At 72.5% G+C, this 23,735-nt stretch carries 18 protein-coding genes; 8 read left to right on the plus strand and 10 right to left on the minus strand.

Annotated features, from left to right (window positions below):
- Positions 1–39: 39 nt before the first annotated feature.
- On the plus strand, positions 40–1,395 hold the full coding sequence (locus tag Q9R20_RS07635; protein WP_311248775.1) for a DUF5684 domain-containing protein: 1,356 nt from the start codon (positions 40–42) through the stop codon (positions 1,393–1,395).
- 200 nt (positions 1,396–1,595) lie between these two features.
- On the opposite strand, the gene Q9R20_RS07640 is transcribed toward Q9R20_RS07635, so the two are convergent.
- From Q9R20_RS07640 to Q9R20_RS07685, 10 genes are all read right to left on the minus strand, one after another.
- Positions 1,596–2,915: a S8 family serine peptidase gene (locus Q9R20_RS07640; protein ID WP_311248776.1), complete on the minus strand. Its 1,320-nt coding sequence runs from the start codon at positions 2,913–2,915 to the stop codon at positions 1,596–1,598.
- Positions 2,912–4,240 carry a type VII secretion protein EccB gene (eccB, locus tag Q9R20_RS07645; RefSeq protein ID WP_311248777.1) on the minus strand — a complete coding sequence of 443 codons (1,329 nt, stop codon included), beginning with the start codon at positions 4,238–4,240 and terminating at the stop codon, positions 2,912–2,914. The genes Q9R20_RS07640 and eccB overlap by 4 nt, the downstream gene beginning before the upstream one ends.
- Before the next feature lies 1 nt (position 4,241).
- A complete protein-coding gene (gene eccD, locus Q9R20_RS07650; RefSeq protein ID WP_311248778.1) occupies positions 4,242–5,576 on the minus strand; it encodes a type VII secretion integral membrane protein EccD in 1,335 nt (444 codons plus the stop codon).
- Positions 5,577–5,669: 93 nt separating this feature from the next.
- Positions 5,670–5,957 carry a WXG100 family type VII secretion target gene (locus tag Q9R20_RS07655; RefSeq protein WP_311248779.1) on the minus strand — a complete coding sequence of 96 codons (288 nt, stop codon included), beginning with the start codon at positions 5,955–5,957 and terminating at the stop codon, positions 5,670–5,672.
- Between the two features lies 1 nt (position 5,958).
- A complete protein-coding gene (locus Q9R20_RS07660; RefSeq protein ID WP_295839352.1) occupies positions 5,959–6,276 on the minus strand; it encodes a WXG100 family type VII secretion target in 318 nt (105 codons plus the stop codon).
- An 83-nt stretch (positions 6,277–6,359) separates the two neighbouring features.
- Positions 6,360–7,769, minus strand: a complete 1,410-nt coding sequence (locus tag Q9R20_RS07665) for a hypothetical protein (protein ID WP_311248780.1) — start codon at positions 7,767–7,769, stop codon at positions 6,360–6,362.
- Positions 7,766–9,055, minus strand: coding sequence for a S8 family serine peptidase (locus Q9R20_RS07670; RefSeq protein ID WP_311248781.1), 1,290 nt, complete (start codon positions 9,053–9,055; stop codon positions 7,766–7,768). Before Q9R20_RS07670 ends, Q9R20_RS07665 begins: the two co-directional genes overlap by 4 nt.
- On the minus strand, positions 9,052–9,444 hold the full coding sequence (locus tag Q9R20_RS07675) for a hypothetical protein (protein WP_311248782.1): 393 nt from the start codon (positions 9,442–9,444) through the stop codon (positions 9,052–9,054). Before Q9R20_RS07675 ends, Q9R20_RS07670 begins: the two co-directional genes overlap by 4 nt.
- 113 nt (positions 9,445–9,557) lie before the next feature.
- Positions 9,558–9,845, minus strand: coding sequence for a WXG100 family type VII secretion target (locus tag Q9R20_RS07680; protein ID WP_295839348.1), 288 nt, complete (start codon positions 9,843–9,845; stop codon positions 9,558–9,560).
- A 29-nt stretch (positions 9,846–9,874) separates the two neighbouring features.
- Positions 9,875–10,186 (minus strand): WXG100 family type VII secretion target, encoded by a 312-nt coding sequence (locus Q9R20_RS07685; RefSeq protein ID WP_295839347.1) that lies wholly within the window; start codon positions 10,184–10,186, stop codon positions 9,875–9,877.
- 293 nt (positions 10,187–10,479) lie between these two features.
- Here Q9R20_RS07685 and Q9R20_RS07690 point away from each other — a divergent pair, with 293 nt between their 5' ends.
- The 7 genes from Q9R20_RS07690 to Q9R20_RS07720 all read left to right on the plus strand — a co-directional run bounded on the left by Q9R20_RS07690 (position 10,480) and on the right by Q9R20_RS07720 (position 23,693).
- A complete protein-coding gene (locus tag Q9R20_RS07690) occupies positions 10,480–11,841 on the plus strand; it encodes a hypothetical protein (RefSeq protein ID WP_311248783.1) in 1,362 nt (453 codons plus the stop codon).
- Positions 11,838–12,836 (plus strand): FHA domain-containing protein, encoded by a 999-nt coding sequence (locus tag Q9R20_RS07695; RefSeq protein ID WP_311248784.1) that lies wholly within the window; start codon positions 11,838–11,840, stop codon positions 12,834–12,836. Before Q9R20_RS07690 ends, Q9R20_RS07695 begins: the two co-directional genes overlap by 4 nt.
- Complete coding sequence (gene eccCa, locus Q9R20_RS07700; RefSeq protein ID WP_311248785.1) at positions 12,833–16,837, plus strand: type VII secretion protein EccCa; 4,005 nt, start codon at positions 12,833–12,835, stop codon at positions 16,835–16,837. Before Q9R20_RS07695 ends, eccCa begins: the two co-directional genes overlap by 4 nt.
- 85 nt (positions 16,838–16,922) lie before the next feature.
- Positions 16,923–18,959, plus strand: coding sequence for a DNA helicase RecQ (recQ, locus tag Q9R20_RS07705; RefSeq protein ID WP_311248786.1), 2,037 nt, complete (start codon positions 16,923–16,925; stop codon positions 18,957–18,959).
- Positions 18,960–19,137: 178 nt separating this feature from the next.
- Complete coding sequence (locus tag Q9R20_RS07710; RefSeq protein WP_311248787.1) at positions 19,138–21,240, plus strand: acyl-CoA dehydrogenase; 2,103 nt, start codon at positions 19,138–19,140, stop codon at positions 21,238–21,240.
- 130 nt (positions 21,241–21,370) lie between these two features.
- The gene (locus Q9R20_RS07715; RefSeq protein ID WP_311248788.1) at positions 21,371–21,943 is read left to right on the plus strand and encodes a DNA-3-methyladenine glycosylase I; all 573 of its coding nucleotides are present in this window, start codon (positions 21,371–21,373) and stop codon (positions 21,941–21,943) included.
- A gap of 199 nt (positions 21,944–22,142) precedes the next feature.
- Positions 22,143–23,693: a DEAD/DEAH box helicase gene (locus Q9R20_RS07720; protein WP_311248789.1), complete on the plus strand. Its 1,551-nt coding sequence runs from the start codon at positions 22,143–22,145 to the stop codon at positions 23,691–23,693.
- The last annotated feature ends 42 nt before the right edge of the window (positions 23,694–23,735 follow it).

Genomic DNA, 23,735 nt, shown 5'->3' on the forward strand with positions numbered 1-23,735 from the left:
CGCACGGTAGCGTCGAGGGCGACCGTCGACGGAGGACGCATGCTGGTTCTGAGCCTGATCGCCGCGATCGCGGGGGCGCTCCTCGTGCCGGCCGTGGCGCTGCACATCTGGTACGCCATCGGTCTCGCGCGGGTGTTCGACGCGCGCGGCGTCGAGACGTGGCGGGCGTGGGTGCCGGTGGTGAACGACGCCGAGATCTTCCGCCTCGGACGCATCGATCCCGTCCGCGCCGTGCTGCTGCTCGTGCCGTTCGTCAACGTCTACGCGCTCGTGCTCAAGGTGCGCGCCGCCCACCGGATCGGCACCGCCTCCGGCCGGGGCGCCGGCACGACCGCGCTCGCCGTGCTCTTCCCGCCGGTCTGGTCGACGCTGCTCGCCTCCGGGCCGAAGGCAATGGATGCCGCCTCTCCCGCGCCGACCGCCCCGTCGCCCGCCGAGGCGCAGGTGTCGGCCGAACCCGCGGGTCCGATCGCCGCGGTGCCGGGTATCGCCGCGGCGGCGGCCGGGTCGCGCTCCTCCGTACCGGAACCGGAGGCCCCGGCGGTCGTCCCCACCCTCCCCGGCCCCGTCGAGATCGCGCCCGAGTTGGAGCACACCTCTCTGCGCCGGTCCGCGCGCGCCGCCGACGACGTGCCGCCCTCCGCGGTGGCGGGTGAGCCCGTGCCGTCGCCCGCGGATGCGCCGGCGCCATCCCCTGTGACCGCGTCGGCTCCGGCCTCCGCGTCGCCCGGGCCTGCTCCGGCCCCCGTCGCATCGACTCCGGCCGCATCCGGCTCCGAGCTCCGGTCCGACTCCACAGCGGGCCCCGCCCGTACCGACCCGCTCGAGGCCGCGGATCCCGCCGCACCCGACGGGGTGATCACCCGTGCCCCCGGATCCGACCCCGCGGCCGGGGTCTCGGCATCCGCTCCCGCCGACCCGCCCTCCGCGGTCACCGCGCCCCCGACCCTCGAACGGGTGGAAGAGACCACGGATGCCACGGGCGCGCCCTCCGCGGAAGCCGCGGCGGCCGCCGCGCCGGTCGACGAGCAGACGCAGCTGCGTCCGCGTTCGCGCCGCCGCGGCGAGTGGACGCTCGGCCTGCCCGATGGTCGTCAGGTGCCGCTGACCAGCCGCACCGTCGTGCTGGGCCGGAAGCCCGCGGCATCCGATGAATCCGTCCAGGCGATCGCGGTGGTCGACTCCACGCGCACGGTCTCGAAGCAGCACGCGCGTCTCGACTGGACGGTCACCGGCTGGACCGTGACCGACCTCGACTCCACCAACGGCGTGACCCTCGTGCACGACGACGGCCGCGCCGAGCGCATCGGCGCGGGTGGCACGGCGCCCGTGCCGGGCCGGTTCCGCCTCGGCGACGCGCACCTCGAGCTGCGTCCCGCCGGTCCGTCCGCGTAGGACGCCCGGGCTGGATCGCCCCGCGGGAGGAGAATCGGCGGGGGGAGGGCGGTTCCGCCGGTTCCGGTCCTCCGGTGCCGGATTCCCCTCCGCTCCCGACGCACCCGCCAACCCGCGGCCGCCCGATGGCCCCGGCGCACCAGCCCCCGCGAGGTTCATGCGCACCCGCAAACCCCGGGCCACGCGCGAGCGCCGCCCGTCTACTCGGCGGTCTCGTCCCGGTACAGGCCGCGCCCGGTCGGGGCGGGGCGACGCGGGGCAGCGTCGTCGCGGCGTCGGCTGACGAAGATCGCGAGAGCGCCGATCGCGCCGAGCGCGACGAGTCCCGCAAGACCGATGCCGGTCGCGGTGGTGAGGGCGGCGGCATCCGGTCCGGGACCGACGACGATCGACACCGCCGCGGACGTCGACGTTGGGGAGGGTGAGGGCGAAGCAGACGTGAAGGGACTGGCGGGTCCGCGCAGCCCCGTCCCCGGGACGAGAACTAGCGCGTCGTAGGGCTGCACGACGCCCCAGCCCGACACGTCGGAACGCTCGTCGGGCTGCGGGCGCACCGCGGTCGCCTCGAGACGGTACGCCCACTGCGCGGGGGTCTCATCGGGGTGCGCGGAGGCGACGAGAGCGGCCGCCGCCGACACGTACGCGGCGGCCCAGCTGGTCGCCGGCTCGCTCGCCGCCACCACGCAATCGCCGCCGAGGGGCCAGGCCGACGCGATCTCCTGACCAGGCGCGGCCAGGGTCACGTGGGGTCCGAAGATGCTGGCCTCGGTCACGGATCCGCTGAGGTCGGTGGCGGTCACCCCGATCGCCTCGGCGAAACCGGCCGGGTAGCGTGCACCGTCGGTCTCGTCGGTCTCGACCGCGGCCACGGAGCTGCGGTTCCCCGCGCTGCCGACGACGAGGCTGCCGCGTCCGGTGGCGTACGCGACGGCGTCGGCGAGAGCGGCGTTGCGCTCGGTCGTGCTCATCGAGACGTTGATGATCTGAGCGCCGCGGTCGGCGGCGGCACGGATGCCGTCGGCGATGCGCTGCGTGTTCGGACCGAAACCGGCGTCGACGAGCTCCTTCGAGTCGCCCGCGTAGACGCGCACGGGCAGGATCTTCGCCGCCGGCGCGAGCCCCTGCACCCCGGAACCCGAGATGACCTGTGCCGCGATCTGACCGGCGATGACGGTGCCGTGCCCGAGCTGGTCGGTGCGGCCCGAGGCGTCGGTGCCGTCGGGCACGAGGTTGACGCCCGGGACGACCACCGCGTCGAGGTGCGGGTTCGTCGCCACACCCGAGTCGACGACAGCGACGGTCACCCCTTCGCCGCGCGTGAGCGCCCACGCCGAGGTGCTCTGCAGGCGATCGAGCGCGGGCGGCGCCTGCGGCACGCGCGTGGTCGCCGTGCACTGCGTGTCGGTGGTGGCGGTCAGGATCGGAGTCTCGGCGTGCGCGGGGGAGGGTACGACGCTGAACAGGATGCCGAGGCCGAGCGCCGCCGCGAGCGCACGTCGCCGAGGGCCGCGACGGGTCACTTCGCCTCCGGCGTGCGCTGCGCGGCGTCCTCGCTCAGCGACGGGCCGGTGGGCAGCAGTGCCGTCCAGCCGTCGGCGATGGCGCCGATCTGATCGGAGGTGTAGCCGAGGCGCGCGATCGTCTCGTCGGTCGCTCCCGGGAGCGGGAAGGCGGTGCCGGTGGCATCCACGAGCGTGAGGATGCTCGCGTTCTGGTCGCCGCGCCCTCCGGAGCGCACGAGCGCGCCGTGGCTGGGGTCGACGCGGACGCCGGCGGTGACGGCGGTCGAGGTCGGCTGGGTCGCGAGCGCCGTCTCGGCCCCGCTGTCGCCGGTGGTGAGCACCGCGCACGGGCGTTGGCCCGCGGCGACCGTCTCGAAGCCGGTGTCGGGCCATTCGTCGCCGAGGCCCTGCGTCGCGGTGGGGAGGCTGCGGATCTCGTCGGCGGTGACCTCGGTGACCTGGCCCCCGAGGGCGCTGCCGCTGCCGAGCTGGTACAGCTGCCAGGCCAGGGGAGAGAGCGACTCGAGCACGCCGCCGGTCTGCACGAGGAACCGTTCGTCTTCGGGGGCTCCCGCCTGCCGCACCACCTGTCCGGCGCGCAGAGAGGTGCCCGGGACGGCCTCGCCGTAGTTCTGCAACGTGATGGGGGTGAGCGCGGTCCCCGCCGTGAAGAGGTCGAGCCACGAGGCGGGCACCGGGATCGGATCGAGCGACGAGATGCCGGCCGCGCGCAGTACAGCGTCGGCGTCGGTGCTCGAGACGGCGAAGCTGCGGTCGCCCTGGACGACGTGCAGGATGCCGTCGACCGACACCACCACGGCGCGGTCGGTCGCGGGGGTGGGGCCGCTCGCCGTCGACAGGCGAACGTCGACGCCGACGTCGTCGGAGACGCACGCGCTCCATCCCGTGTTGATGAGCCCCGACGTCGGGGGCAGTTCGTCGGGCGCCCCGGTGATGCCGAGCGTGTCGCCCACCGGTGTCCCGGCGAGGGTGGCCTGATCGGTGGAGATCACGCCGTACTGGTTGGCCGGGAGGAGGAGGCGGGCGCTCGCCGTGTTGATGACGGGATGCAGCACCCCCTCGACGGTGACGAAGCGCGCCCCCGTGTCGGAGACGAGCACCAGCTTGCCGTTCTCCCAGCCTGTGGGCAGGCCCGGACGGATGAGGCCGTAGAAGACGCCGACGAGCACCACGAGGACGGTCAGGGCGATCGCGGCGATGACGGCGCGCAGCGGCGAACTCGGCTGCAGTTCCTTGCCGCCCGGGGCGCCGCTGACGAAGGCGGTGAGCAGACGACGGCGCGAGAAGTTCTGCGCCTCGATCAGGTCGCCCTTGGTGGCCATGTCAGGCCAGTCCGGACGAGATGACCGCCAGGGGGAGCAGCGACGCCAGCACCAGCAGCTCGGCGGTGTCGGCGAGGCGGATGAGCCGGAGGCGGGTCTTCGGCGCCAGCAGCGTGACGGTGACGACGCTCACCGTCGCCACGGCGAGCACGATGAGGATGCCGATCCGCAGTCCCGGCTGCGCGAGCGACGCCGCGACTCCCGCGACCACCAGACCCAGGATGCCGGTGGCCATCACCGTGAGCACGCCGGAGCGCGCGAAGGTCTGGCGCGAGGGGAACATCATGCCGGCGAACGCGAGGGCGCAGACGAGCGCACCGGTGGCGTTCTGCGCCGCGACCAGTGGGGTGGCGACGAGGACGACCGCGGCGAGGGCGAGGCGCAGCGCGATGAGGATGCGTTTGCCCTGCGCGACGCGCGCGGCGACGTCGTCGGCGTCGATCGGCTCGGGATCGGCGAACATCTCGGCGTCGCTCTGCGGCGAGACGACGCGCAACCGGGTCGTGCCCAGCGCGAGCCACGGCAGGGCGCCGCCGAGCGTGGCGACGACACCGATCATGAGCGTCCAGATCATCGCCGGCGGGAAGAACGCGGACATCGTGCCGGTCACGCCGATCGCGCCGCCCGCGATCAGCGGGGCGAGCTGCACCTCGGCGCGGTCGCGCGACAGGGCCAGCGCGACACCCGCGATGACAAAGGCCGCGCCGCCGGCGGCGGCCATCGGCCAACCCCACAGCTCGTAGGCCGTCGGGACGGCCAGGTAACCGGCGACGGCGGCGAAGACGGATGCCGCCATCCCGAGGCCCTGGCCCGCCTCGCCCTGGCCGAGCCGGGAGATGACGGATGAGACGACGAGGAGCACGATCGCGCCGCCGGCGGCCACGAGCGCGCCGAAGGGGAGGGCGCGTCCGGCGGCGAGGAGGAGGATCGCGCACACGCCCAGGAGGGCGAGGCTGACGGCGAGAGCGGTGCGCGCGTTGTCGCGCGTGGTCCAGGGGCGGTTCTGCTGCGCGGTGGCGTCGATGACGGCTTCGACGATGTCGTCGTAGACCCGGGGCTGGGCGACGAGCCCGCCGCGGACGAGCGTGAGCACCTCACCGTCGATGATGCCCTGGGCGGAGGCCCCGCGGGCGACGTCGACGACGGTGCCGTCGGCGCGGTGGAGGGCGTATCCCGACGACGTCATCGACGGGTCGAGGACACCCAGCGAGCGCGCGAAGCCGGGCAGGAACTCGATGACGGGCACCTGAGCCGGAATGGCGATGTCGAGACGGCGACCCTCGCTCTGCACCGACAAGCGCAGCAATGCACGCGTCGCGTTCATGACGTCAGCCATCCGCGGCCCCCTCTCCCGGACCGAAGCCCCCAGCGGTCAGACCTCGAAATCCTATCGTCGCCGGGGAGGTCGCCCCGTGCCGGACGCCCTCGCTCAGTGGAATCGCGTCGCGGACGCCCGGTCGGTGCTCACGTAGTCGTCGGCGATGCCGTCGGTCGCGTTCGCGATGCGGCTGAGGACGTCGCGCATGTGCTCGAGGGTGGTCGTCCACTGGCGCTGCGCGGTGTCGTACGCCGACTGCGCGGCGCCTTCCCACTGCCCGCGCAGGCGGGTGACCTCGGCGTCGAGGCCGCCGAGGGCGGCGTCGATACGCGCGCTCTCGGAACGCAGGCGCGCGGCCGCGGCATGGAGCGATTCAGGGGTGACGCGAAGGTCTTCCATCTCACTGTCCTCCCAGCAGGCTGTCCAGCCCGCTGATCGTCGTGCGGTGCGCGTCTTCGACGGCGGCCTGATCGCGCGCGGTGGCCTGGAGCGCGGCGCTCAGGGTGAGCAGCACGTCGTTCAGCCGGTTCGCGCCCGCCGTCCACTCGTTGACGAGAACACCGTACGAGGTCGCGGCTTCGCCCACCCATCGTCCCTGCAGCTCGTCGAGCTCGGCGAGCACGCGTCGCGTGCTGTCGGCGATGTCGGCGTGCGCGCCGTTCACCGCCTGGGAGCCTCGAGCGAGGGCTCCCTCTTCCGCGGAGATGCGGTCGGTCATCGTGGTGTCCTCCGTCGGGGCCGCACCGGTCGCGCTCGTGGCGCGCCGGAGGCCCGGTGATCTCGGGCCGGTGGTCCGGCTGCTCAGTCGTCTCGTCCGCCGGCCTGCGCGTTCTCGGAGCGGGGGCCGATCTCTTCGTCGTCCTCCATGCGCGGGGCGATGGGGCCGCCGAGGCCGCGGGCGGCTTCGTTGCGGCGATCCGAGCGCGAGCCCGGTCCGCCCATGCCTCCGACGCCGCGGCTGCCACCACCGGCCGCACCCGTGGCGCCGGTCGCGCCGGTCCCGCCCGAACCACCCGCGCCTGCTGGACCGCCCGCGCGCATGCCTGCGCCGCGAGCTGCCGAGGAGCCGCCGGTGCCGCTCCCGGCCGTGCCGCCGCCGGCCAGTCCGCCGCCCGCGAGTCCGCCGACGCCGCGCGCACCGAGGCCCGATCCGCCGGGCGCGGTCTTGCCGAGCAGGCCGCCGGAGCGGGCCGCGGTGCCGGAGGTCGCGGTGCCGCCGCCGAAGAGGCTGCCGCCGGAAGCGCCCGCACCGCGGGCGAGGTTGGCCAGGGCCGCGGCTCCGCCGCCGCCGGCGACCAGGCCGGCGGTGAGGCCGGATCCCAGGCCGGCACCGGCGCCGCCGGTCAGGCCGCCCGTTCCCGGAGCCGCCGGGATGACGCCGGGCAGCGTGGGAGAGCCGTTGAGCGGGCCGTCCGGCGTCGGGGTCGGCGGGATCGAGCCGAGATCGATGGGGGGCCGCGGTCCCAGATTGGCCTGCGGGACGTCGACGTGGAACGGGCCGTACTCGCCGGGGCCTTCGCCGCCTCCGGGAAGCTCGCCTCCGCCGCCACCGCCGGGCGTGAATCCGGACGGCCCACCGATCGGGGCGGGCTGGAACGTGGGCGTGCCGGAGCGACCGCCGCCGCCACCGCCGCTGTTGAACGTCGTGCCGTCGGTCGCTGGGTCGTCGGAGCTGGTCTGTCCGGAGCGATCGAGCTGGAACCTCGGCGGGGCCTTGAGCGTGATCTCGTCCATCTCGGCGGCATGGGTCGACATGGCCTGCGCGGCGGCCTCTTCACGTTGGTTCGAAAGGTATCCGTTGATCGCGGCTGCGGCTCCCTCGCCCGCGAGGAAGGCGACGGGTCCGAGGACGAGCGTCGCCCCGACGGTCGCCCCTCGGACGGCCGCTGCTTGCCCCTCGGTCATCGACCCCTGCGGCAGATTGGCCAGGGATTCGCGTGCGCGCTCGCGAACGGAGTTCGCCTGGGAGATCACGATCGCCGCGTTGACCTGGACCCAGGTGATCTGCTCCTGCACCTCGACGGCCGCCGCGCCGAAGAGCTTGCTCGCCGCGTCCCCGGTCTGTCCCATCACACCGGGGTTCTCGGCGATCTTTTGCAGCACCTGCTTCATCGACTGCAGCCCGGTGACGAGCGGGAGGTTCCCCGGCATGTCCCAGGCGCTTCCGGTGTCGGCGAAGTCGATGAGACGCTGTTCGTTGGGCCCGGTCATGGTGTGGTCCCTTCTCGGGTCTGGCGACGTTGGCGAGTGATGACGAAGACGGTGACCGCCCCGGCGATGAGGACGAGAACGATGAGGAGGCCGATGACCCACGGCACGAAGGTCATGATGCTGACCGGTGCCTCCTGCATGTCATCGCGGTCGAACGTGTTCCGGCGCTGTGTCTGGGAGGGGGGAGCGACGAATCCTTGCGCTCGGGCTTCGGCGATCTGATCGGCTGTGGGCGTGCCGAGCGGTTTTCCCATCAGGGGTGTCTCGTCGGGGTACTGCAGCGGATCGACCGTCAGGAGCGTCGGCAACCAGGCGGCGCCGTACCCGTATCCGTTTTCCGTGCGCACGGGCTCGTGCACGGTCCCGTTCGTGCTCGCGATGAGTGCGTGCACCAGCTGATTCCCCGTCGCTTCAGGGTATTTCTGCGCCGCAAGCGCGAGCATTCCCGCGACGAGGGGCGCGGCGAACGAGGATCCGGAGCCGTTCTCGGTCGCGGACCAGTCGCTGGGCGCACCCACGGTGGGCAGATTGGCCCCGGCGGCGACGACCGTGGTCTCCGGCACGACGAAGGGGTCGCCGTCGAGTTTCTTCTGGAGTTCGCCGGCGCGGTTCACCTCGCTGACGCCCACGACACCGTTCATGGACGCGATGTCGGTAGCGCTCGCGGCGATCTCGAACGAGTTCGGCTCCGAGATCACGACGGCCACCCCCCGTGCCAGGGCGTATGCCATCACGGGGACGTCGTAGTCTCGGGTCCCCGATCCGTACGACATGCTGATGACCTGGGCGCCGTCGTCGACGGCCGCCTTCATGAGAGTGCCGATGTTTCCCAGCCGATCATCCGTCGGTTCTTCGCAGTCCGGTCCGTTCTTGGGCCCGAGGCCATAGAACGTCAGGTCGACGTCCGGAGCGATTCCGCGGACCTCTCCCGCCCCCGTGCCGTTGCCGATGATCATGGCCGCCATCGTCGTCCCGTGGATGGTCCCCGAGTCGGCGACGTCGGACACCGGTTCGGATCCGGTCGCGCAGACGCGCGTCTCGGAGACCGAGAGGTTCCGGCCGGCGAAGACGGGCAGGTTCGGGTTGATCTGCGAGTCGATGACAGCCACTTTGACGCCTGCGCCCGTGAACCCCGCGGCGTGCGTCGCATCGACGCCGTACGCGTCGGCCCACCATTGCGCGTCTGTGTCTTTGGCGAATGCGGGTGAGGGCGCAAAAGGGATGAACAGCGCGGCGATGACCGCCATCGCGGTCCAGACCGCTCGGCGATTGCGGGCCCGCGTCATCGGGGAAGCCCCGAGAGGAATGCTTTCGTACCGTCGGCGCCTGCCGGCGAGGAACCCCCCGACGAGGCCGGCTGCGACGCCGAGTCGATGACCGACAGCGCCTGCTGCGCGTCGGTGGCGTTGATCATGTCGCGTTCCTGCAGGGCGGCCACCGCCTGGGCGAGGTTCTGGGCGTTGAGAAGCACCCACCCGCGGAGATTCTCGATCTCCGCCGCCAATTCTCTCGCTCGCTGCTCCAGGTGACGGGTGAACTCGGCGGAGGTGTCCTCCGCGGAGTTGCCGTCGACCTGCCGGATGATGTCGGCGGCCGGGATCTCTTCGGGAACCTCGGTCAACAGCACGACGTTGTGCTGCGCCTGATCGCCGTCGTAACCGATCTGACCGTTCATCAGACTCACTCGTTTCTCGAAGCGCGGATGTGTGCGCGTGACGCAGAAGTGGGGAGGCCCGGGCGGGCCGCAGAAACCGGCGGCCGCCGCAGCGACCGCCGGCTTCCGGTGACTCAGACGAAGCGGCCGGCGGCGGACTTGTCGGTCGAGGTGTAACCCTGGGCGATCTCGTCGGTCTTGCCCGCGATCTGCTGGAGCAGCTCGTTCAGGCGGGTGATGGACTGGGTCCACTGGGCCTGGGCCTGGTCGTAGGCGGTCTGCGCCTCACCGTCCCAGGAGGCGCGCAGGGCGTTGACCTGCGACTCGAGCTCGTCGAGACGGGTGCGGATGCCGGCGGCGCCGTTGCGGATCTGACCGGAGAGGGCGATGACCTGCTCGGGACGAACGGACATGGACTGCATGGGAGTTCCTTCTTTCGTGTCGAGCGGGGTCAGCCGAGCAGCGAGCCCAGGTTGCCGATGGTCTGCTGGTGCGACTCTTCCGAGGCGGCCTGGTCGCGCTCGGTGCCGCGCAGCGCGTCTTCGAGCGTGACGAGCACGTTGTTGAGCTTGGTCGTCTCTTCGTTCCACCGCTGCATGAGCTGCGTGTACGAACCGGCCGCCGCCCCGGTCCAGAAGCCGGCCACCTGGTCGAGCTCGGAACGGACCTTGCGGACCTGCTCGTCGATGCCGCCCTTGGCGGTGTTGACCGCCTCGGCACCGCGACGAAGCGCACCCTCCTGGGCTGCGATGAGATCTGCCACGACTGTCTCCTCGTTGTTCCTCCGGGCGCGCCCGGGCATAGGGGAATCGGATGTCCGCCCCGGGACTGAGGCCCGTCAGCGGCATCGGTGGAGGAGCCGGAGCCCCCCACCGGACTTCGAACCTACGTAATGGCGACCCGGATCGACAACCCCGGAACCCATATTCAAAGATGACAATTCTCTCATCTTTATCCCCGGTGGCGGATCGAAAGACGAACCGCCCGGTGCCGGACGGATACGCTGGTGCGGACGCCGGCCCGTGGGCCGTCGTGGCGCGAGAGCGAGGGGGACCGTTGAGCGCAGAGGTGGTGCACGGGCGCCGTGTCGCCCTCATCGATGGCGATTCGCGCTTCGACCTGGTTGTTCCCCTGCAGGCGCGCGTCGATGACGTGCTGCGCGCGGCGGGCTCGGCGCCGACGCGCCATACGCGCGTCGTGGGCATCTCGGGGCGCGAGATCCTCCGCTCCACGCCGATGACCGGTCTCGACGACGGTGCGGTGCTCGTGCTCGTCGACCCGACGGCATCGCTTCCCGGCGCGACGGTGCGCTCGGTCGAGGCTCGGGCGGCCCGGGTCGCGTCCGCATGGTGGGTCCTGGCGGCGGGGGGCGGCATCCTGGCCCTGCTCAGGTTGCAGAGCGCCGACGCCCTCCCGGAGCAGGTCCGCGCGCCCGTGGGGGTGCTGGCCCTCGTCGCGGCGCTGCTCGCCGCGGCGGTCTTCGGGCTCCGCGCCCGCACGCGCACCGCCACGCTCGCGCCGGTCGTGGGCGTCATCGCCCTCGCGTTCGGCGGCGGCGTCGCCGTGGTCGCGGACCTGCCCGCCTCCGCCGACCTCGTCGCGGTCTTCACCGGAGTGCTGAGCGCCGCGATCGTCGCCGGGGTGCTCGGCGTTCTCGGCTCGACCGACGCCCTGCGCGCGCAGAGCCGCACCGCGACCATCGTCCTGGCGATGCTCGCCGCGGTGTGGGGGGCGGCGCTGCTGCTGCACCTCGACGTGTCGGCGCCGGCGGCCGTGACGCTCGGTCTGGTCCCGGTCGCGCAGCGCATCCTCCAGGCGAGCCTGGTCGATGTGGCCCCCGGCACGTTCATCGACTACGGCCGCTTCCAGAGCACCCGGTGGACGGTGCGGCAGAACCTGCCCGACGAGGTCCGCACGATCGAAGCCGACGACGCCGACGCCCTCGTCGAACGCTCCACGGCGCGGTTGTCGATCGGCACGGTGCTGCTCATCGCCGCCGGTGCGGCGAGCGCCTTCGCGGCTCTGCCATCGTTCCCCGCGGGTGAACCGGTCGTCCTCGGCGGACGCATCGCTCTCGCGGTCACCGTGGTCCTGGCGCTCCTGCTCGGTTCGCGGCGCAGCACCGTGCCCTCCCTGCGGTGGGTGGCGCGCGCGGGTGCGGTGGTCGTCCTCGCCGCCGTGCTCTGGGCCCTCCTCCCGGCGTTCTCGCCCGAACTGCTCGTCGCGATCGCCGGCATCCTGCTGCTGGTCGGCCTCGGCGCGGCCCTGCTCGTCATCCCCGTGGGCCGCGGACTGCGGTCGCTGGGATGGTCGCGGACGGGCGACGTCTTCGAGGCGCTCGCGACGGCTCTGTCGCTTCCGGCCGGCATGCTCGCCGCCGGGGCGATCGAGATCGCGCGTGCGATGATGGCGACATGACGCAGACGCCGCCCTTCGGCGCGCCCGCGCCGGTCGGGACGCGCGTGGGCGCCTTCAGCGTCGACGCGGCCCTGGTCGTGATCGCCGCGGGCGTGGCATCCCTTCTCGGCTCTCCCGTCCTCGGGATCGCGGTCGCCTCGGAAGCCCTCCTCGGGCTCTGGATCCTGCAGGCGCGACGGGGACTCACCCCGGGGGCGCTGCTGTTCGGTCTGCGCGCCGCGCGTGCCGAGTCGCCGGTCGTCCCCGGTGCGGGGCGCGCGTTCGTTCGCGGCGGCCTGGTGGTGCTGGGCGGGCTCGTGCTCGTCGCCGGTGCTTGGGTCGTCGTCGCCTCCGCCGCTTTCGACCGCTCGGGCCGTCGACGTTCCTGGGCCGACCGCGCCGCCGGTACCGTCCTGCTCTCCGTCCCCCGCGGGCGGGGAGACGGAGACGCCGCGGAGGCCCGCGACCTGGCCGAACCGACGGTGCACGCGCGCTCCGCTGCGACCCGGGACCCGCTGCGCATCGACGCCGCCCCCTCCCTTCCGGCCGCCCCCGCCTGGGACGCGCCGATCGTCGCGCTCGCCGCACCGGTCCTCGCCGGTGAGCGTTCGGCATCCCCCGTCCCCGAGACGGCGGCGCCCGTCGCGATCGCCGCGCCCCCGGCGGGGCGCGACCAGCTGCTCGTCATGTTCGACACCGGCCAGCGCGCGCAGTTCGAGCTGCCGGCCGCGGTGAACTTCGGCCGTGCGCCCGTGGCCGATCAGCCCGGCGACGTGTTGATCGCCGTGGACGATCCGGACCGCCTCATCTCCAAGACGCACCTGCGTCTGGAGCACGACGGCGACGTCATCTGGGTGACCGACGCGGGATCCACGAACGGGTCGGAGCTCATCGACGACGACGGCACCGTCCACCCGCTGCGTCCCGGAGCCCGCACTCTTCTCGAAGACGGCACGCGCGTGCGTCTGGGCGAGCGCGTCTTCACCCTCAGTCGTCTCATCGGAGGTCCCGCGTGAGCACCGGTCCGCGCATCGCCCCGCCGTCGCTTCCGAACGGCCGCATCGTCGTCCAGCCGCCGCCCGAGCTCGTGCCGAACGAGGGCGGGAGCGGCATCCTGACCTCCCTGCTGCCGATGCTCGGCAGTGTGGGCGCCATCGTCATGGTGACCATCTCGAACAGCGGACCGACGGGCTTCCTCATCGGCGGCATGTTCCTGCTGTCGTCGCTGGGCTTCGTCGCGGTCAACGGCTGGCGACAGCGCGCGCAGCGCAACGCCCAGGTCCTCGGCAACCGCCGCGAGTACCTGGCGTACCTGGCCGACCTGCGCGACACCGTGCGGGTCGCGGCACGCAAGCAGCGCCGCCACGGCGGATGGATCATGCCGGCGCCGGCCGCCCTTCCCTTCATCGCCGAGGAGCGCTCGCGGGTGTGGGAGCGGCAGCCGGGGGACGAGACCTTCCTCCTCGCGCGCGTCGGGGTGACCGACCAGCCGCTGAGCCTCTCGCTCGAGGCGCCCGAGCTGCCGCCCCTCGCCCAGCTCGACCCCGTCGCCGCCTCGGCCGCGCACCGCTTCATGCTCACCCACGAGGTGCAGCGCGATCTGCCGCTGGGGTTCCCGCTCGCCGACTACGCGCGCGTCGAGGTCGTCGGCTCCGACGACGAGGCGGTGCGCAGTCTCGCCCGAGCGGTGGTCGCGTCCGCGGCGACGCTGCACGATCCCGAGGACGTCCTGATCGCGGTCCTCGCGGGACCGGGGCAGCTCGCGGCGTGGGACTGGATCAAGTGGCTCCCTCACGCGATGTCGTCGCGCGTGCAGGACAAGCTGGGTCCCGCCCGCATGATCTCGGCATCCGTCGACGACCTCATCGACATGCTCCCCGAGCAGGTCACCTCGCGCCCGCGCTTCGCTCCCGGCGGCGGGATCACCCCGCACATCGTGATCGTGGTCGACGGCGTCGAGACCCCCTCGAACAGCCCGCTCGCGGGACTCGAGGGCGCCCAGGGCGTCACCGTCGTCGATCTGCCGAGCCGCTGGGCCGAGCTCGACGACCCCACCACGGCCCGCATCGCTCTGGCCGACGCCCCCGTCGTCCCGGCCCGCTCCCGCCGGTCGGACGCCCCCGTCGTCCCCGCCTCCGCCGAGTTCATCGACGGCGCCGGTCGCGCTCAGGCCTTCGTCCCGGATGCCATGAGCATCGCCGAGGCGGAGGCCACGGCGCGGCGGCTCATGCCGCTGCGTCCCGCACCCATGGTGGTCGTGGACGCGCCGACGACGCAGGGTCAGGCCGAACTGACCGAGCTGCTGGGGCTGCCGGACGTGCGGGCGGTCGACTTCGACCGGGCGTGGACGCCGCGACTCGAGCGCGACCGTCTGCGGGTGCCGATCGGCCAGGAGTCGTCGGGCGCGCCGCTCGTGCTCGACCTGAAGGAGTCCGCGTCGCAGGGCATGGGCCCGCACGGGGTGATGGTAGGGGCCACCGGTTCCGGCAAGTCCGAGGTGCTGCGCACCCTCGTCCTCGCCCTCGCCATGACCCACTCGCCCGAGCAGCTGAACTTCGTGCTCGTCGACTTCAAGGGCGGCGCGACCTTCGCCGGGATGGCCGAGATGCCGCATGTCTCGGCGGTGATCACCAACCTCGGCGCCGAGCTCGCGCTCGTCGACCGCTTCCAGGACGCCCTGCAGGGCGAGGTCGTACGCCGCCAGGAGCTGCTGCGCGCCGCGGGCAACTTCGCCAACGTGGGCGAATACGAGGCCGCGCGCCGCGGGGGCCGCACCGACCTCGCACCCCTGCCGGCGCTGCTCATCGTCGTCGACGAGTTCTCCGAGCTGCTCACCGCGAAGCCCGAGTTCGTCGACAGCTTCCTCAACATCGGTCGCGTCGGCCGCTCCCTGCACGTGCACCTCCTGCTCGCCTCGCAGCGGCTCGAGGAGGGCAAGCTCCGCGGGCTCGACACCTACCTCTCGTACCGGATCGGTCTGCGCACCTTCTCAGCCGCCGAGTCGCGCACGATCATCGGCACCGCCGACGCCTACACCCTCCCGCAGGAACCGGGCGTGGGCTTCCTCAAGAGCGACACCGAGAACCTCGTGCAGTTCCGCGCGGCCTACGTCTCCGGGCGCCCCCGCGGCACGGCCGGTCTCGCCGTCGACGCGATCGAGGCCGCGGCATCCGGACCCGCCCGCGTCGAGGTGTTCACCGCCGCCGCCCAGCCCGACGAAGACTCGGCGGACGATCGGGATGCCGCGGTGTCCGAGACCGCGGCCCCCGTCGCCGAGAAGCGGTCGACGTTCCAGATCGCCGTCGATCGGATGAAGGATCGCGGGCCGGAGGCGCACCAGGTGTGGCTGCCGCCCCTGGCCGAGCCGACGCCGCTCGACGAGCTGATGCCCGACCTCGCCGAGGACCCGGAGCTCGGTCTCGTCTCGCGGCGCTGGCGCGACGCCGGCGCCCTCACGGTGCCGGTCGGCATCGTCGACATCCCCCTCGAGCAGCGCCGCGACCACCTCACGGTCTCGCTCGGCGGTGCGGCCGGTCACGTCGCGATCGTCGGGTCGCCGCTGAGCGGCAAGTCGACGCTGGCCCGCACGCTCGTCTCCGCGCTCGCGCTCACCGGCACGCCGCTGGAGCTGCAGTTCTTCGTGCTCGACTTCGGCGGCGGCGGGTTCACGGCGATGCAGCGGCACCCGCACGTCTCGGGCGTCGCCACCCGCACCGAGCCGGAGGCGGTGCGCCGGACCATCGCCGAGGTCGAGGCGGTGCTCGACGCGCGCGAACAGTACTTCCGCCGCAACGCGGTCGACTCCATCGACACGTACCGTTCCCGCCGCCGCGAGGGGCGCCTCGACGACGGGTTCGGCGACGTCTTCCTCGTCGTCGACGGGTGGTCGACCCTGCGCGCGGAGTTCGAGCCGCTCGAGGCGCGCGTGCAGACGATCGCCGCCCGCGGTCTCAGCTTCGGCGTGCACGTGGTCGTCACAGCGAACCGGTGGCTCGAGATCCGCGCGAACCTCAAGGACCTCATCCAGACGCGGCTCGAGCTCCGGCTGGGTGACCCGACCGACTCCGACGTCGATCGCAAGCAGGCGGCCAACGTGCCCGTCGGCCAGCCCGGTCGCGGCCTGAGCCCCGCCACGCTCCAGATGCTCACCTCGGTTCCGCGCATCGACGGCTCCGACGACCCGACGACGATCGCCGACGGCGTGACCGACATGATCGGTCGGGTCACCGCGGCGTGGCGCGGGGAGCCCGGCCCGAAGCTGCGGCTGCTGCCGGAGAACATCTCGCTCGACGAGGTGCGAGCGCTCACCGAGCCCGCGGAGACCCGGTTGCTGCTCGGCCTCGAGGAGGCCCAGCTGTCGCCGTTCGGCGTCGACCCCCGGGTGGAGCCGCACCTCTTCGTCTACGGCGACTCGGGGATGGGCAAGTCGTCGTTCCTGCGGGGCGTGGCCCGGGAGATCCAGCGGCTGTACACCCCGGCCGAGGCGAAGATCTTCGTCGTCGACTACCGTCGTGCCCTGCTCGGCGACATCCCCGACGACTACCTCGGCGCCTACCTCACCTCGCACGACCTCGCCACCGGTGGGATGAACGACCTCGCGCAGTACTTCTCCACGCGCATCCCGGGTCCGGACGTCACCCCGACGCAGCTGCGCGAGCGCAGCTGGTGGAAGGGCGCCGAGGGCTTCATCCTGGTCGACGACTACGACCTCGTCGCCACGAGTCAGGGAAACCCGCTCGCGGTCCTGCAGCCGTTGCTCGCCCAGGCCGGCGACCTGGGTCTGCACGTCATCCTCACCCGTCGATCGGGCGGGGCCAGCCGTGCCGCGTACGACCCGATCATCCAGCGCTTCACCGACCTCGGCGTGACGGGAATCCTCCTGGGCGGGAACCCTGAGGAGGGGGCGCTCATCGGGCGCGTCAAACCCGAGCGGGCCGCCCCCGGGCGTGCGCAGATCGTCAGCCGCGAGCACGGCCTCGTCGCCGCGCAGCTGGCGTTCGCGCCGTCGACGCACTGACGCACGGCTCCTCCACAGCCGCCCCGGTATCCCCCGCGGATGCCGGGGCGGTGTCGGTGTCGGTGGCCGGGGTTACCGTGGAGGGGTGACATATCCCGGCGCCGCTCCCGACTCGTACGCCGCCGCCCCGCCCGAGCCGTACGACGTCCCCGAAGACCCCTACGCCGGTGCCGACTGGGACCCCGACCTCCTGTCACCGCCCGACGACTTCGACGCGCCGCCGCCGCCCCTCGACCCGTCCTCGCCCTTCGCCCGTGCCGCCGCTGCGACGGGCACCGCCCGCGAGCTGCCCGCCGTCCGTGACTTCACGGGTCGCGATCCGCGGGAGGTGCTGCACGAGGTCTACGGGTACGACGCCTTCCGTGGTGACCAGGCCGACATCGTCCAGCACGTCGTCGACGGGGGAGACGCCGTGGTGCTCATGCCCACGGGCGGCGGCAAGAGCGTCACCTACCAGGTGCCGGCGCTCGTCCGGCCCGGAACGGGTCTGGTGGTCAGCCCGCTGATCGCGCTCATGCACGACCAGGTCGAAGCCCTCATCGCCAACGGCGTGCGAGCGGGCTACCTCAACTCCACGCAGGCCCCCGCCGAGCGTCAGGCGGTCGAGCAGGCCTACCTCGCGGGCGAGCTCGATCTGCTGTACGTCGCGCCCGAGCGGCTGAACGGCGCGCAGACACTGGGCCTGCTCTCCCGCGGGCGCCTGAGCGTCATCGCCATCGACGAGGCGCACTGCGTGTCGCAGTGGGGCCACGACTTCCGCCCCGACTACCTCGCCCTCGGCGACCTCGCCGACCGCTTCCCGGGCGTTCCGCGCATGGCCCTCACCGCCACCGCGACCCCGGCCACCGCTCAAGAGATCGTGGAGCGGCTGCGTCTGCGCGACGCGCGCGGCTTCGTCGCGAGCTTCGACCGCCCCAACATCCAGTACCGCATCGATGCCAAGGTCGACCCGCGTCGCCAGCTCGTGCAGTTCATCCGTTCGCAGCCCGAGGGGTCGGCCGGCATCGTCTACGCGCTCAGCCGCAAGAGCGTCGAGCAGACCGCCGCCTACCTGTGCACCCAGGGGCTCGATGCGCTGCCGTACCACGCCGGACTCGACACCTCGGTCCGCGCGGCCAACCAGTCGCGGTTCCTGCGCGAAGACGGCGTGGTCATGGTGGCGACCATCGCGTTCGGCATGGGCATCGACAAACCCGATGTCCGCTTCGTCGCCCATATCGATCTGCCCAAGTCCGTCGAGGGCTACTACCAGGAGACGGGTCGCGCCGGCCGCGACGGCGACCCCTCGGTGGTGTGGATGGCCTACGGCCTGGGCGACGTCGTGCAGCAGCGTCGCATGATCGACCAATCGCCCGGAGATCGCTCCTACAAGATGCGTCTCGGTCAGCATCTCGACGCCATGCTCGCCCTGTGCGAGACCGTCGGATGCCGCCGCCAGAACCTCCTCGACTACTTCGGGCAGCGCTCCGAGCCGTGCGGCAACTGCGACACGTGTCTGACTCCGCCCGACACGTGGGACGGCCTCATCGCGGCGCAGAAGCTGCTGTCGACGATCGTCCGACTGCAGCGCGAACGCGGACAGGCGTTCGGCGCGGGCCACCTCATCGACATCCTCCGGGGGGCGAAGACCGAGCGCATCGCGCAGCAGGGCCACGACCGGCTCAGCACCTACGGGCTCGGCGCCGACCTCAGCGATCAGGACTGGCGCAGCGTCATCCGGCAGCTGTTGGCCCGGGGCATCATCGTGGCGCAGGGCGACTACGGCACGCTCGCTCTCAGCGAGGCGTCGGCGGGTGTGCTGCGCGGCGAGACGCCCGTGCCGCTCCGCCGCGACGTGCTCGGGCGTTCCGGCGGCGGCGGGTCGAGCCGTCCCCGCAAGAGCAGCGCCGACGACGTCGCACCCGACGACCGCGACCTGTTCGAGGCCCTCCGTGCGTGGCGGGCCGAGAAGGCACGAGAGCAGGGCGTTCCGGCCTACATCGTGTTCGGCGACGCGACCCTGCGTGCGATCGCCGCGGCGCGCCCCGCCTCGGTCGGCGATCTCGACGGCATCACCGGCATCGGCGCCAAGAAGCGCGAGGCGTACGGCGACGGCATCCTGACGGTGGTCGCCGCGAACTGACCGCCCGTCGCAACGGCGCCAGGGCCCCGTTCAGCCCGCTCCCGGGAATGTTGACCGTCCACAACGACCCCGCCGCACGTCACCCGCGGCCCTTGTGTGGACCTCACACAATGATTGCCCGGTCGTTGTGGGACACCTACCGTGGTGGCATCCCTTTGCAACGTCGAAAGGTGCCGAAATGACCGACGCCGCCGTCCGTCCCACTACGCCCGCCACCAGCACGCGCACACCCGTCGGGGGTGCACCCACGGCCCCGCACTCCGCCGCCGAGGCCGCGGAAGCGCGCATCGACACGGAGAAGGTCACCGATCTCCTGCTCGGCACGTGGGCCGACACGCGCCGCGAGGCGCGCGAGATGATCAAGGACCCTGCGCTGTGGCGCGACGACAGCCTGGGCATGGACGCGCATCGCGAGCGCACCCTCAGCCAGCTCCACCTGCTCGTGCAGAACAAGGCCGTGCACCGCGCCTTTCCGAAGCGTCTCGGGGGCGAGGAGAACAACGGCGCGAACATCGCCGGCTTCGAGGAGCTCGTCGCGGCCGACCCGAGCCTGCAGATCAAGTCGGGCGTGCAGTGGGGCCTGTTCGGCTCGGCCGTGCTGCAGCTGGGGACGCGCGAGCACCACGACAAGTGGCTCCCGGGCATCATGAGCCTCGAGATCCCCGGCGCATTCGCGATGACCGAGACGGGACACGGCTCCGACGTGTCGGCGATCGGCACGACCGCGACCTACGACCCCGAGACCGAGGAGTTCGTCATCCACACACCGTTCCGCGGTGCGTGGAAGGACTACCTCGGCAATGCCGCCCTCCACGGCAAGGCCGCGACGGTCTTCGCCCAGCTCATCACGAACGGCGTCAACCATGGCGTCCACTGCTTCTACGTTCCGCTCCGCGATGACGACGGCGCCTTCCTCCCCGGCATCGGCGGTGAGGACGACGGCCTCAAGGGCGGTCTGAACGGCATCGACAACGGCCGGCTGCACTTCGACCAGGTGCGCGTCCCGCGGACGAACCTCCTCAACCGCTACGGCGACGTCGCCGCCGACGGCACCTACTCGAGCGACATCGCGAGCCCCGGCCGCCGCTTCTTCACGATGCTCGGCACGCTCGTGCAGGGCCGCGTCTCGCTCGACGGAGCCGCTGCGTGGGCGTCGGCGATCGGCCTGACCATCGCCATCACGTACGGCAACCAGCGCCGGCAGTTCGACTCCGGCAGCGGCACCCCCGAGGTGACGCTGCTCGATTACGGCAAGCACCAGCGCCGGCTCCTGCCGCGCCTGGCCACGACCTACGCGGAGATCTTCGCTCACGACGAATTCCTGCAGAAGTTCGACGGCGTCTTCAGCGGCGCCCTCGACACCGACGCCGACCGCGAAGACCTCGAGACGCTCGCGGCGGCGCTCAAGCCCCTCTCGACCTGGCACGCGCTCGACACGCTGCAGGAGTCGCGCGAGGCCTGCGGCGGTCAGGGCTTCCTCTTCGAGAACCGACTCGTGGGGCTGCGCGCCGACCTCGACATCTACGTCACGTTCGAGGGCGACAACAACATCCTGCTGCAGCTCGTCGGCAAGCGACTGCTCGCCGACTACGCAAAGCAGTTCAAGGGCAAGGATGCCAAGCAGCTCGCCGCCTTCGCCGTCGGTCAGACCGCGGGCAAGCTCTTCCACGGGGCGGGCATGCGCCAGCTCGGTCAGGCCGTCAGCGACTTCGGGTCGACCGCCCGCTCGGTCGAGAAGGGGCTCCGCGCGGAGCAGCAGCACGAGCTGCTGGCCGGCCGGGTGCAGCAGATGATCACCGACATCGCGGGCCGCCTGCGGCCGGCATCCAAGCTGTCTCGGGAGGACGCGGCCGCGCTGTTCAACGAGAACCAGTCGCAGCTGATCGAGGCGGCGCGCGCCCACGGCGAGCTGCTGCAGTGGGAGGCGTTCACCGACGCGATCAACCGCGTCGCCGACCGCGACACGCTGAAGGTGCTCACGTGGCTGCGCGACCTGTTCGGCCTGCAGCTCATCGAGAAGCACCTGGCCTGGTACCTGATCAACGGGCGCCTGTCGACGCAGCGCGGCGCCGCGGTCTCGAGCTACATCGACCGTCTGTGTGCGCGACTGCGTCCGCACGCGCAGGACCTGGTCGACGCCTTCGGCTACGGCCCCGAGCACATCCGCGCCTCGATCGCGTCGGGCGTCGAGGACGACCGCCAGAACGAGGCGGCCGCCTACTACGAGGCGCTGAAGGCGTCGGGGAACGCACCGGTGCCCGAGAAGAAGCCCGCGAAATAACGGCATCCCCCTCGCGAGAACAGGGGGCAGCGTCGAGAACAGGCCGATCCTCGCCGGGTCGGCCTGTTCTCATGGCATGGCCTGTTCTCGTGACCGGCTCGGTGGTGGCGGACAGCCGTAGCCTGGGGCGATGAGCGATCTCGTGACAGGTGCCGACGGCGTGACCCGCTGCGCGTGGGCGGGCACCGATCCCGAGTACCAGCGCTACCACGACGAGGAGTGGGGCACGACGCTGCGCGGCGATCGTCCACTCTTCGAGAAGCTCAGTCTCGAGGGCTTCCAGGCGGGCCTCGCCTGGATCACCATCCTGCGCAAGCGTCCCCGGTTCCGCGAGGTGTTCCACGGCTTCGACCCCGCGGTCGTCGCCCGGTTCGGCGCCGACGACGTCGAGCGTCTGCTCCAGGATGCCGGCATCATTCGCCACCGCGGCAAGATCGAAGCGGTGATCGGCAACGCCGCCCTCGTCGCCGGCATGCGGAAGGGCGAGTTCGACGCCCTCATGTGGTCGTTCGCGCCCGCGGCCCACACGCCGCCGGCGACCTTCGCGGAGGTGCCGGCCGTGACGCCGGAGTCCACGGCCATGAGTAAGGAGCTGCGCCGTCGCGGCTTCCGCTTCGTCGGCCCGACCACGATGTACGCCCTCATGCAGTCCTCCGGCATGGTCGACGACCACGTCGCGGGGTGCTGGCGCGCGGCGGGCTGACGGCGAGCGGGCGCGGAACCGATAGACTGGTCACTGGAGCTTCTCGCTCCGAGCGTCGTCGAACGCACCGGCCCCCTCTTCTCGGGCCTTTGACCTTCACGGCGAACGGATGCGCCACCCGGCGCCTTCGCCCATGCAGCCGCAGCATCGCGGCATCCCGAATCGCCGTGTGCTTCCGCGCCGCGGCAGGAGTTATTCCATGACGTCCCAGACTTTCGCCGACCTCGGCGTGCCCGCCCCGCTCATCGACGTTCTCGCCGCCCAGGGCAAGAACGAGCCCTTCCCGATCCAGGCCGACACCCTGCCCGACACGCTCGCCGGTCGCGACGTGCTCGGCCGCGGCAAGACCGGCTCGGGCAAGACCCTCGCGTTCTCGCTGCCGCTCGTCGCGCGTCTCGCGTCCCGCACCGACCGCCGCCGCGGTCGCAAGCCCCGCGCGCTCGTGCTCGCCCCGACCCGCGAGCTGGCGAACCAGATCGACGAGGTCATCAAGCCCCTCGCCGCCGCCTACGGCCTGGTCACCACCACCGTCTACGGCGGCGTGAACCAGAAGCGTCAGGTCGACGCGCTGAACGCGGGCGTCGACATCCTCGTCGCGTGCCCCGGCCGTCTCGAAGACCTCATCGGTCAGGGCTTCGCGAACCTCGGCGACGTCGAGATCACCGTTCTCGACGAGGCCGACCACATGGCCGACCTCGGCTTCCTGCCGGGCGTCACGCGCCTGCTCGCCCGCACGCCCGCCGACGGGCAGCGCCTGCTGTTCTCGGCGACGCTCGACAACGGCGTGGACAAGCTCGTCAAGCGGTTCCTGCGCAACGAGGTGCTGCACTCGGTCGACGAGGCGCACTCGCACGTCGCGGCGATGACGCACCACGTCTTCGCCCCGGCCGACGCGGATGCCAAGAAGGACCTCGTGCAGACGCTCGCCTCGGGCACCGCGCGCCGCATCCTTTTCATGCGCACCAAGCACCAGGCCAAGAAGCTCGCGAAGCAGCTGACGGCGTCGGGCATCCCCGCCGTCGACCTGCACGGCAACCTCTCGCAGCCCGCTCGTGACCGCAACCTCGCCGCGTTCGGCGACGGCCGCGCCAAGGTGCTCGTCGCCACCGACGTCGCCGCCCGCGGCGTGCACGTCGACGGCGTCGAGCTGGTCGTGCACGTCGACCCGCCCGTCGAGCACAAGGCGTACCTGCACCGCTCCGGCCGCACGGCCCGCGCGGGCTCGGCCGGCGACGTCGTGACGATCATGCTCCCCGAGCAGCGCCGCGACACCCTCGACATCCTCCGCAAGGCCAAGATCTCGGCGACGCCGCAGCCGGTCACCCCCACCTCTCCCGAGGTCGTGGCGCTCGTCGGCGAGGTCGCCCCGTACGTCAAGCCCGAGCCCGTCGTCGCGCAGCCCCAGGGCGGCGGACGCTCGCAGGGTGCCAACGCGCAGCGCAAGCGCGCCGAGCGCGCCCAGGGCGGCCAGGATGCCGCGTCGGCCGGCGGCGGTCGTCGTCGTCGCGGCCGCGGTGGCAACGGGCAGTCGTCCGAGACCGCCGCCGCAGCCGGTCACGCGCCGCAGGGCGGTCGCGGCCAGGGCCAGCGCTCCGGAGCCGGCCGTGGCCAGGGCGCCGGCGGCGGACAGCGTACCGGTGCGGGCGCCTCGCGTTCGCAGGGCGCGGGCCGCTCGGCATCCGGCGCCCCCACGACCGGGATGGTCGTCGGCGCCCGCAACCCCCGCACCAACCGCCGCGCCCAGGGCTGATCGTCTCTTCTCCGGTGCCCCCGTGGGTTCGTCCACGGGGGC

Origin of the sequence: Microbacterium sp. PRF11, from assembly GCF_031844085.1 — a bacterium.
In the GTDB taxonomy this organism is placed as follows: Bacteria; Actinomycetota; Actinomycetes; order Actinomycetales; family Microbacteriaceae; genus Microbacterium.

What these genes read in the sequence shown, in the direction of transcription:
- Q9R20_RS07635 (WP_311248775.1), top strand. Translation starts at nt 40, where the DNA reads ATGCTGGTTCTGAGCCTGATCGCCGCGATCGCGGGGGCGCTCCTCGTG.
- eccB (WP_311248777.1), bottom strand. Translation starts at nt 4,240, where the DNA reads ATGGCCACCAAGGGCGACCTGATCGAGGCGCAGAACTTCTCGCGCCGT.
- eccD (WP_311248778.1), bottom strand. Translation starts at nt 5,576, where the DNA reads ATGGCTGACGTCATGAACGCGACGCGTGCATTGCTGCGCTTGTCGGTG.
- Q9R20_RS07655 (WP_311248779.1), bottom strand. Translation starts at nt 5,957, where the DNA reads ATGGAAGACCTTCGCGTCACCCCTGAATCGCTCCATGCCGCGGCCGCG.
- Q9R20_RS07660 (WP_295839352.1), bottom strand. Translation starts at nt 6,276, where the DNA reads ATGACCGACCGCATCTCCGCGGAAGAGGGAGCCCTCGCTCGAGGCTCC.
- Q9R20_RS07665 (WP_311248780.1), bottom strand. Translation starts at nt 7,769, where the DNA reads ATGACCGGGCCCAACGAACAGCGTCTCATCGACTTCGCCGACACCGGA.
- Q9R20_RS07670 (WP_311248781.1), bottom strand. Translation starts at nt 9,055, where the DNA reads ATGACGCGGGCCCGCAATCGCCGAGCGGTCTGGACCGCGATGGCGGTC.
- Q9R20_RS07675 (WP_311248782.1), bottom strand. Translation starts at nt 9,444, where the DNA reads ATGAACGGTCAGATCGGTTACGACGGCGATCAGGCGCAGCACAACGTC.
- Q9R20_RS07680 (WP_295839348.1), bottom strand. Translation starts at nt 9,845, where the DNA reads ATGCAGTCCATGTCCGTTCGTCCCGAGCAGGTCATCGCCCTCTCCGGT.
- Q9R20_RS07695 (WP_311248784.1), top strand. Translation starts at nt 11,838, where the DNA reads ATGACGCAGACGCCGCCCTTCGGCGCGCCCGCGCCGGTCGGGACGCGC.
- Q9R20_RS07710 (WP_311248787.1), top strand. Translation starts at nt 19,138, where the DNA reads ATGACCGACGCCGCCGTCCGTCCCACTACGCCCGCCACCAGCACGCGC.
- Q9R20_RS07715 (WP_311248788.1), top strand. Translation starts at nt 21,371, where the DNA reads ATGAGCGATCTCGTGACAGGTGCCGACGGCGTGACCCGCTGCGCGTGG.
- Q9R20_RS07720 (WP_311248789.1), top strand. Translation starts at nt 22,143, where the DNA reads ATGACGTCCCAGACTTTCGCCGACCTCGGCGTGCCCGCCCCGCTCATC.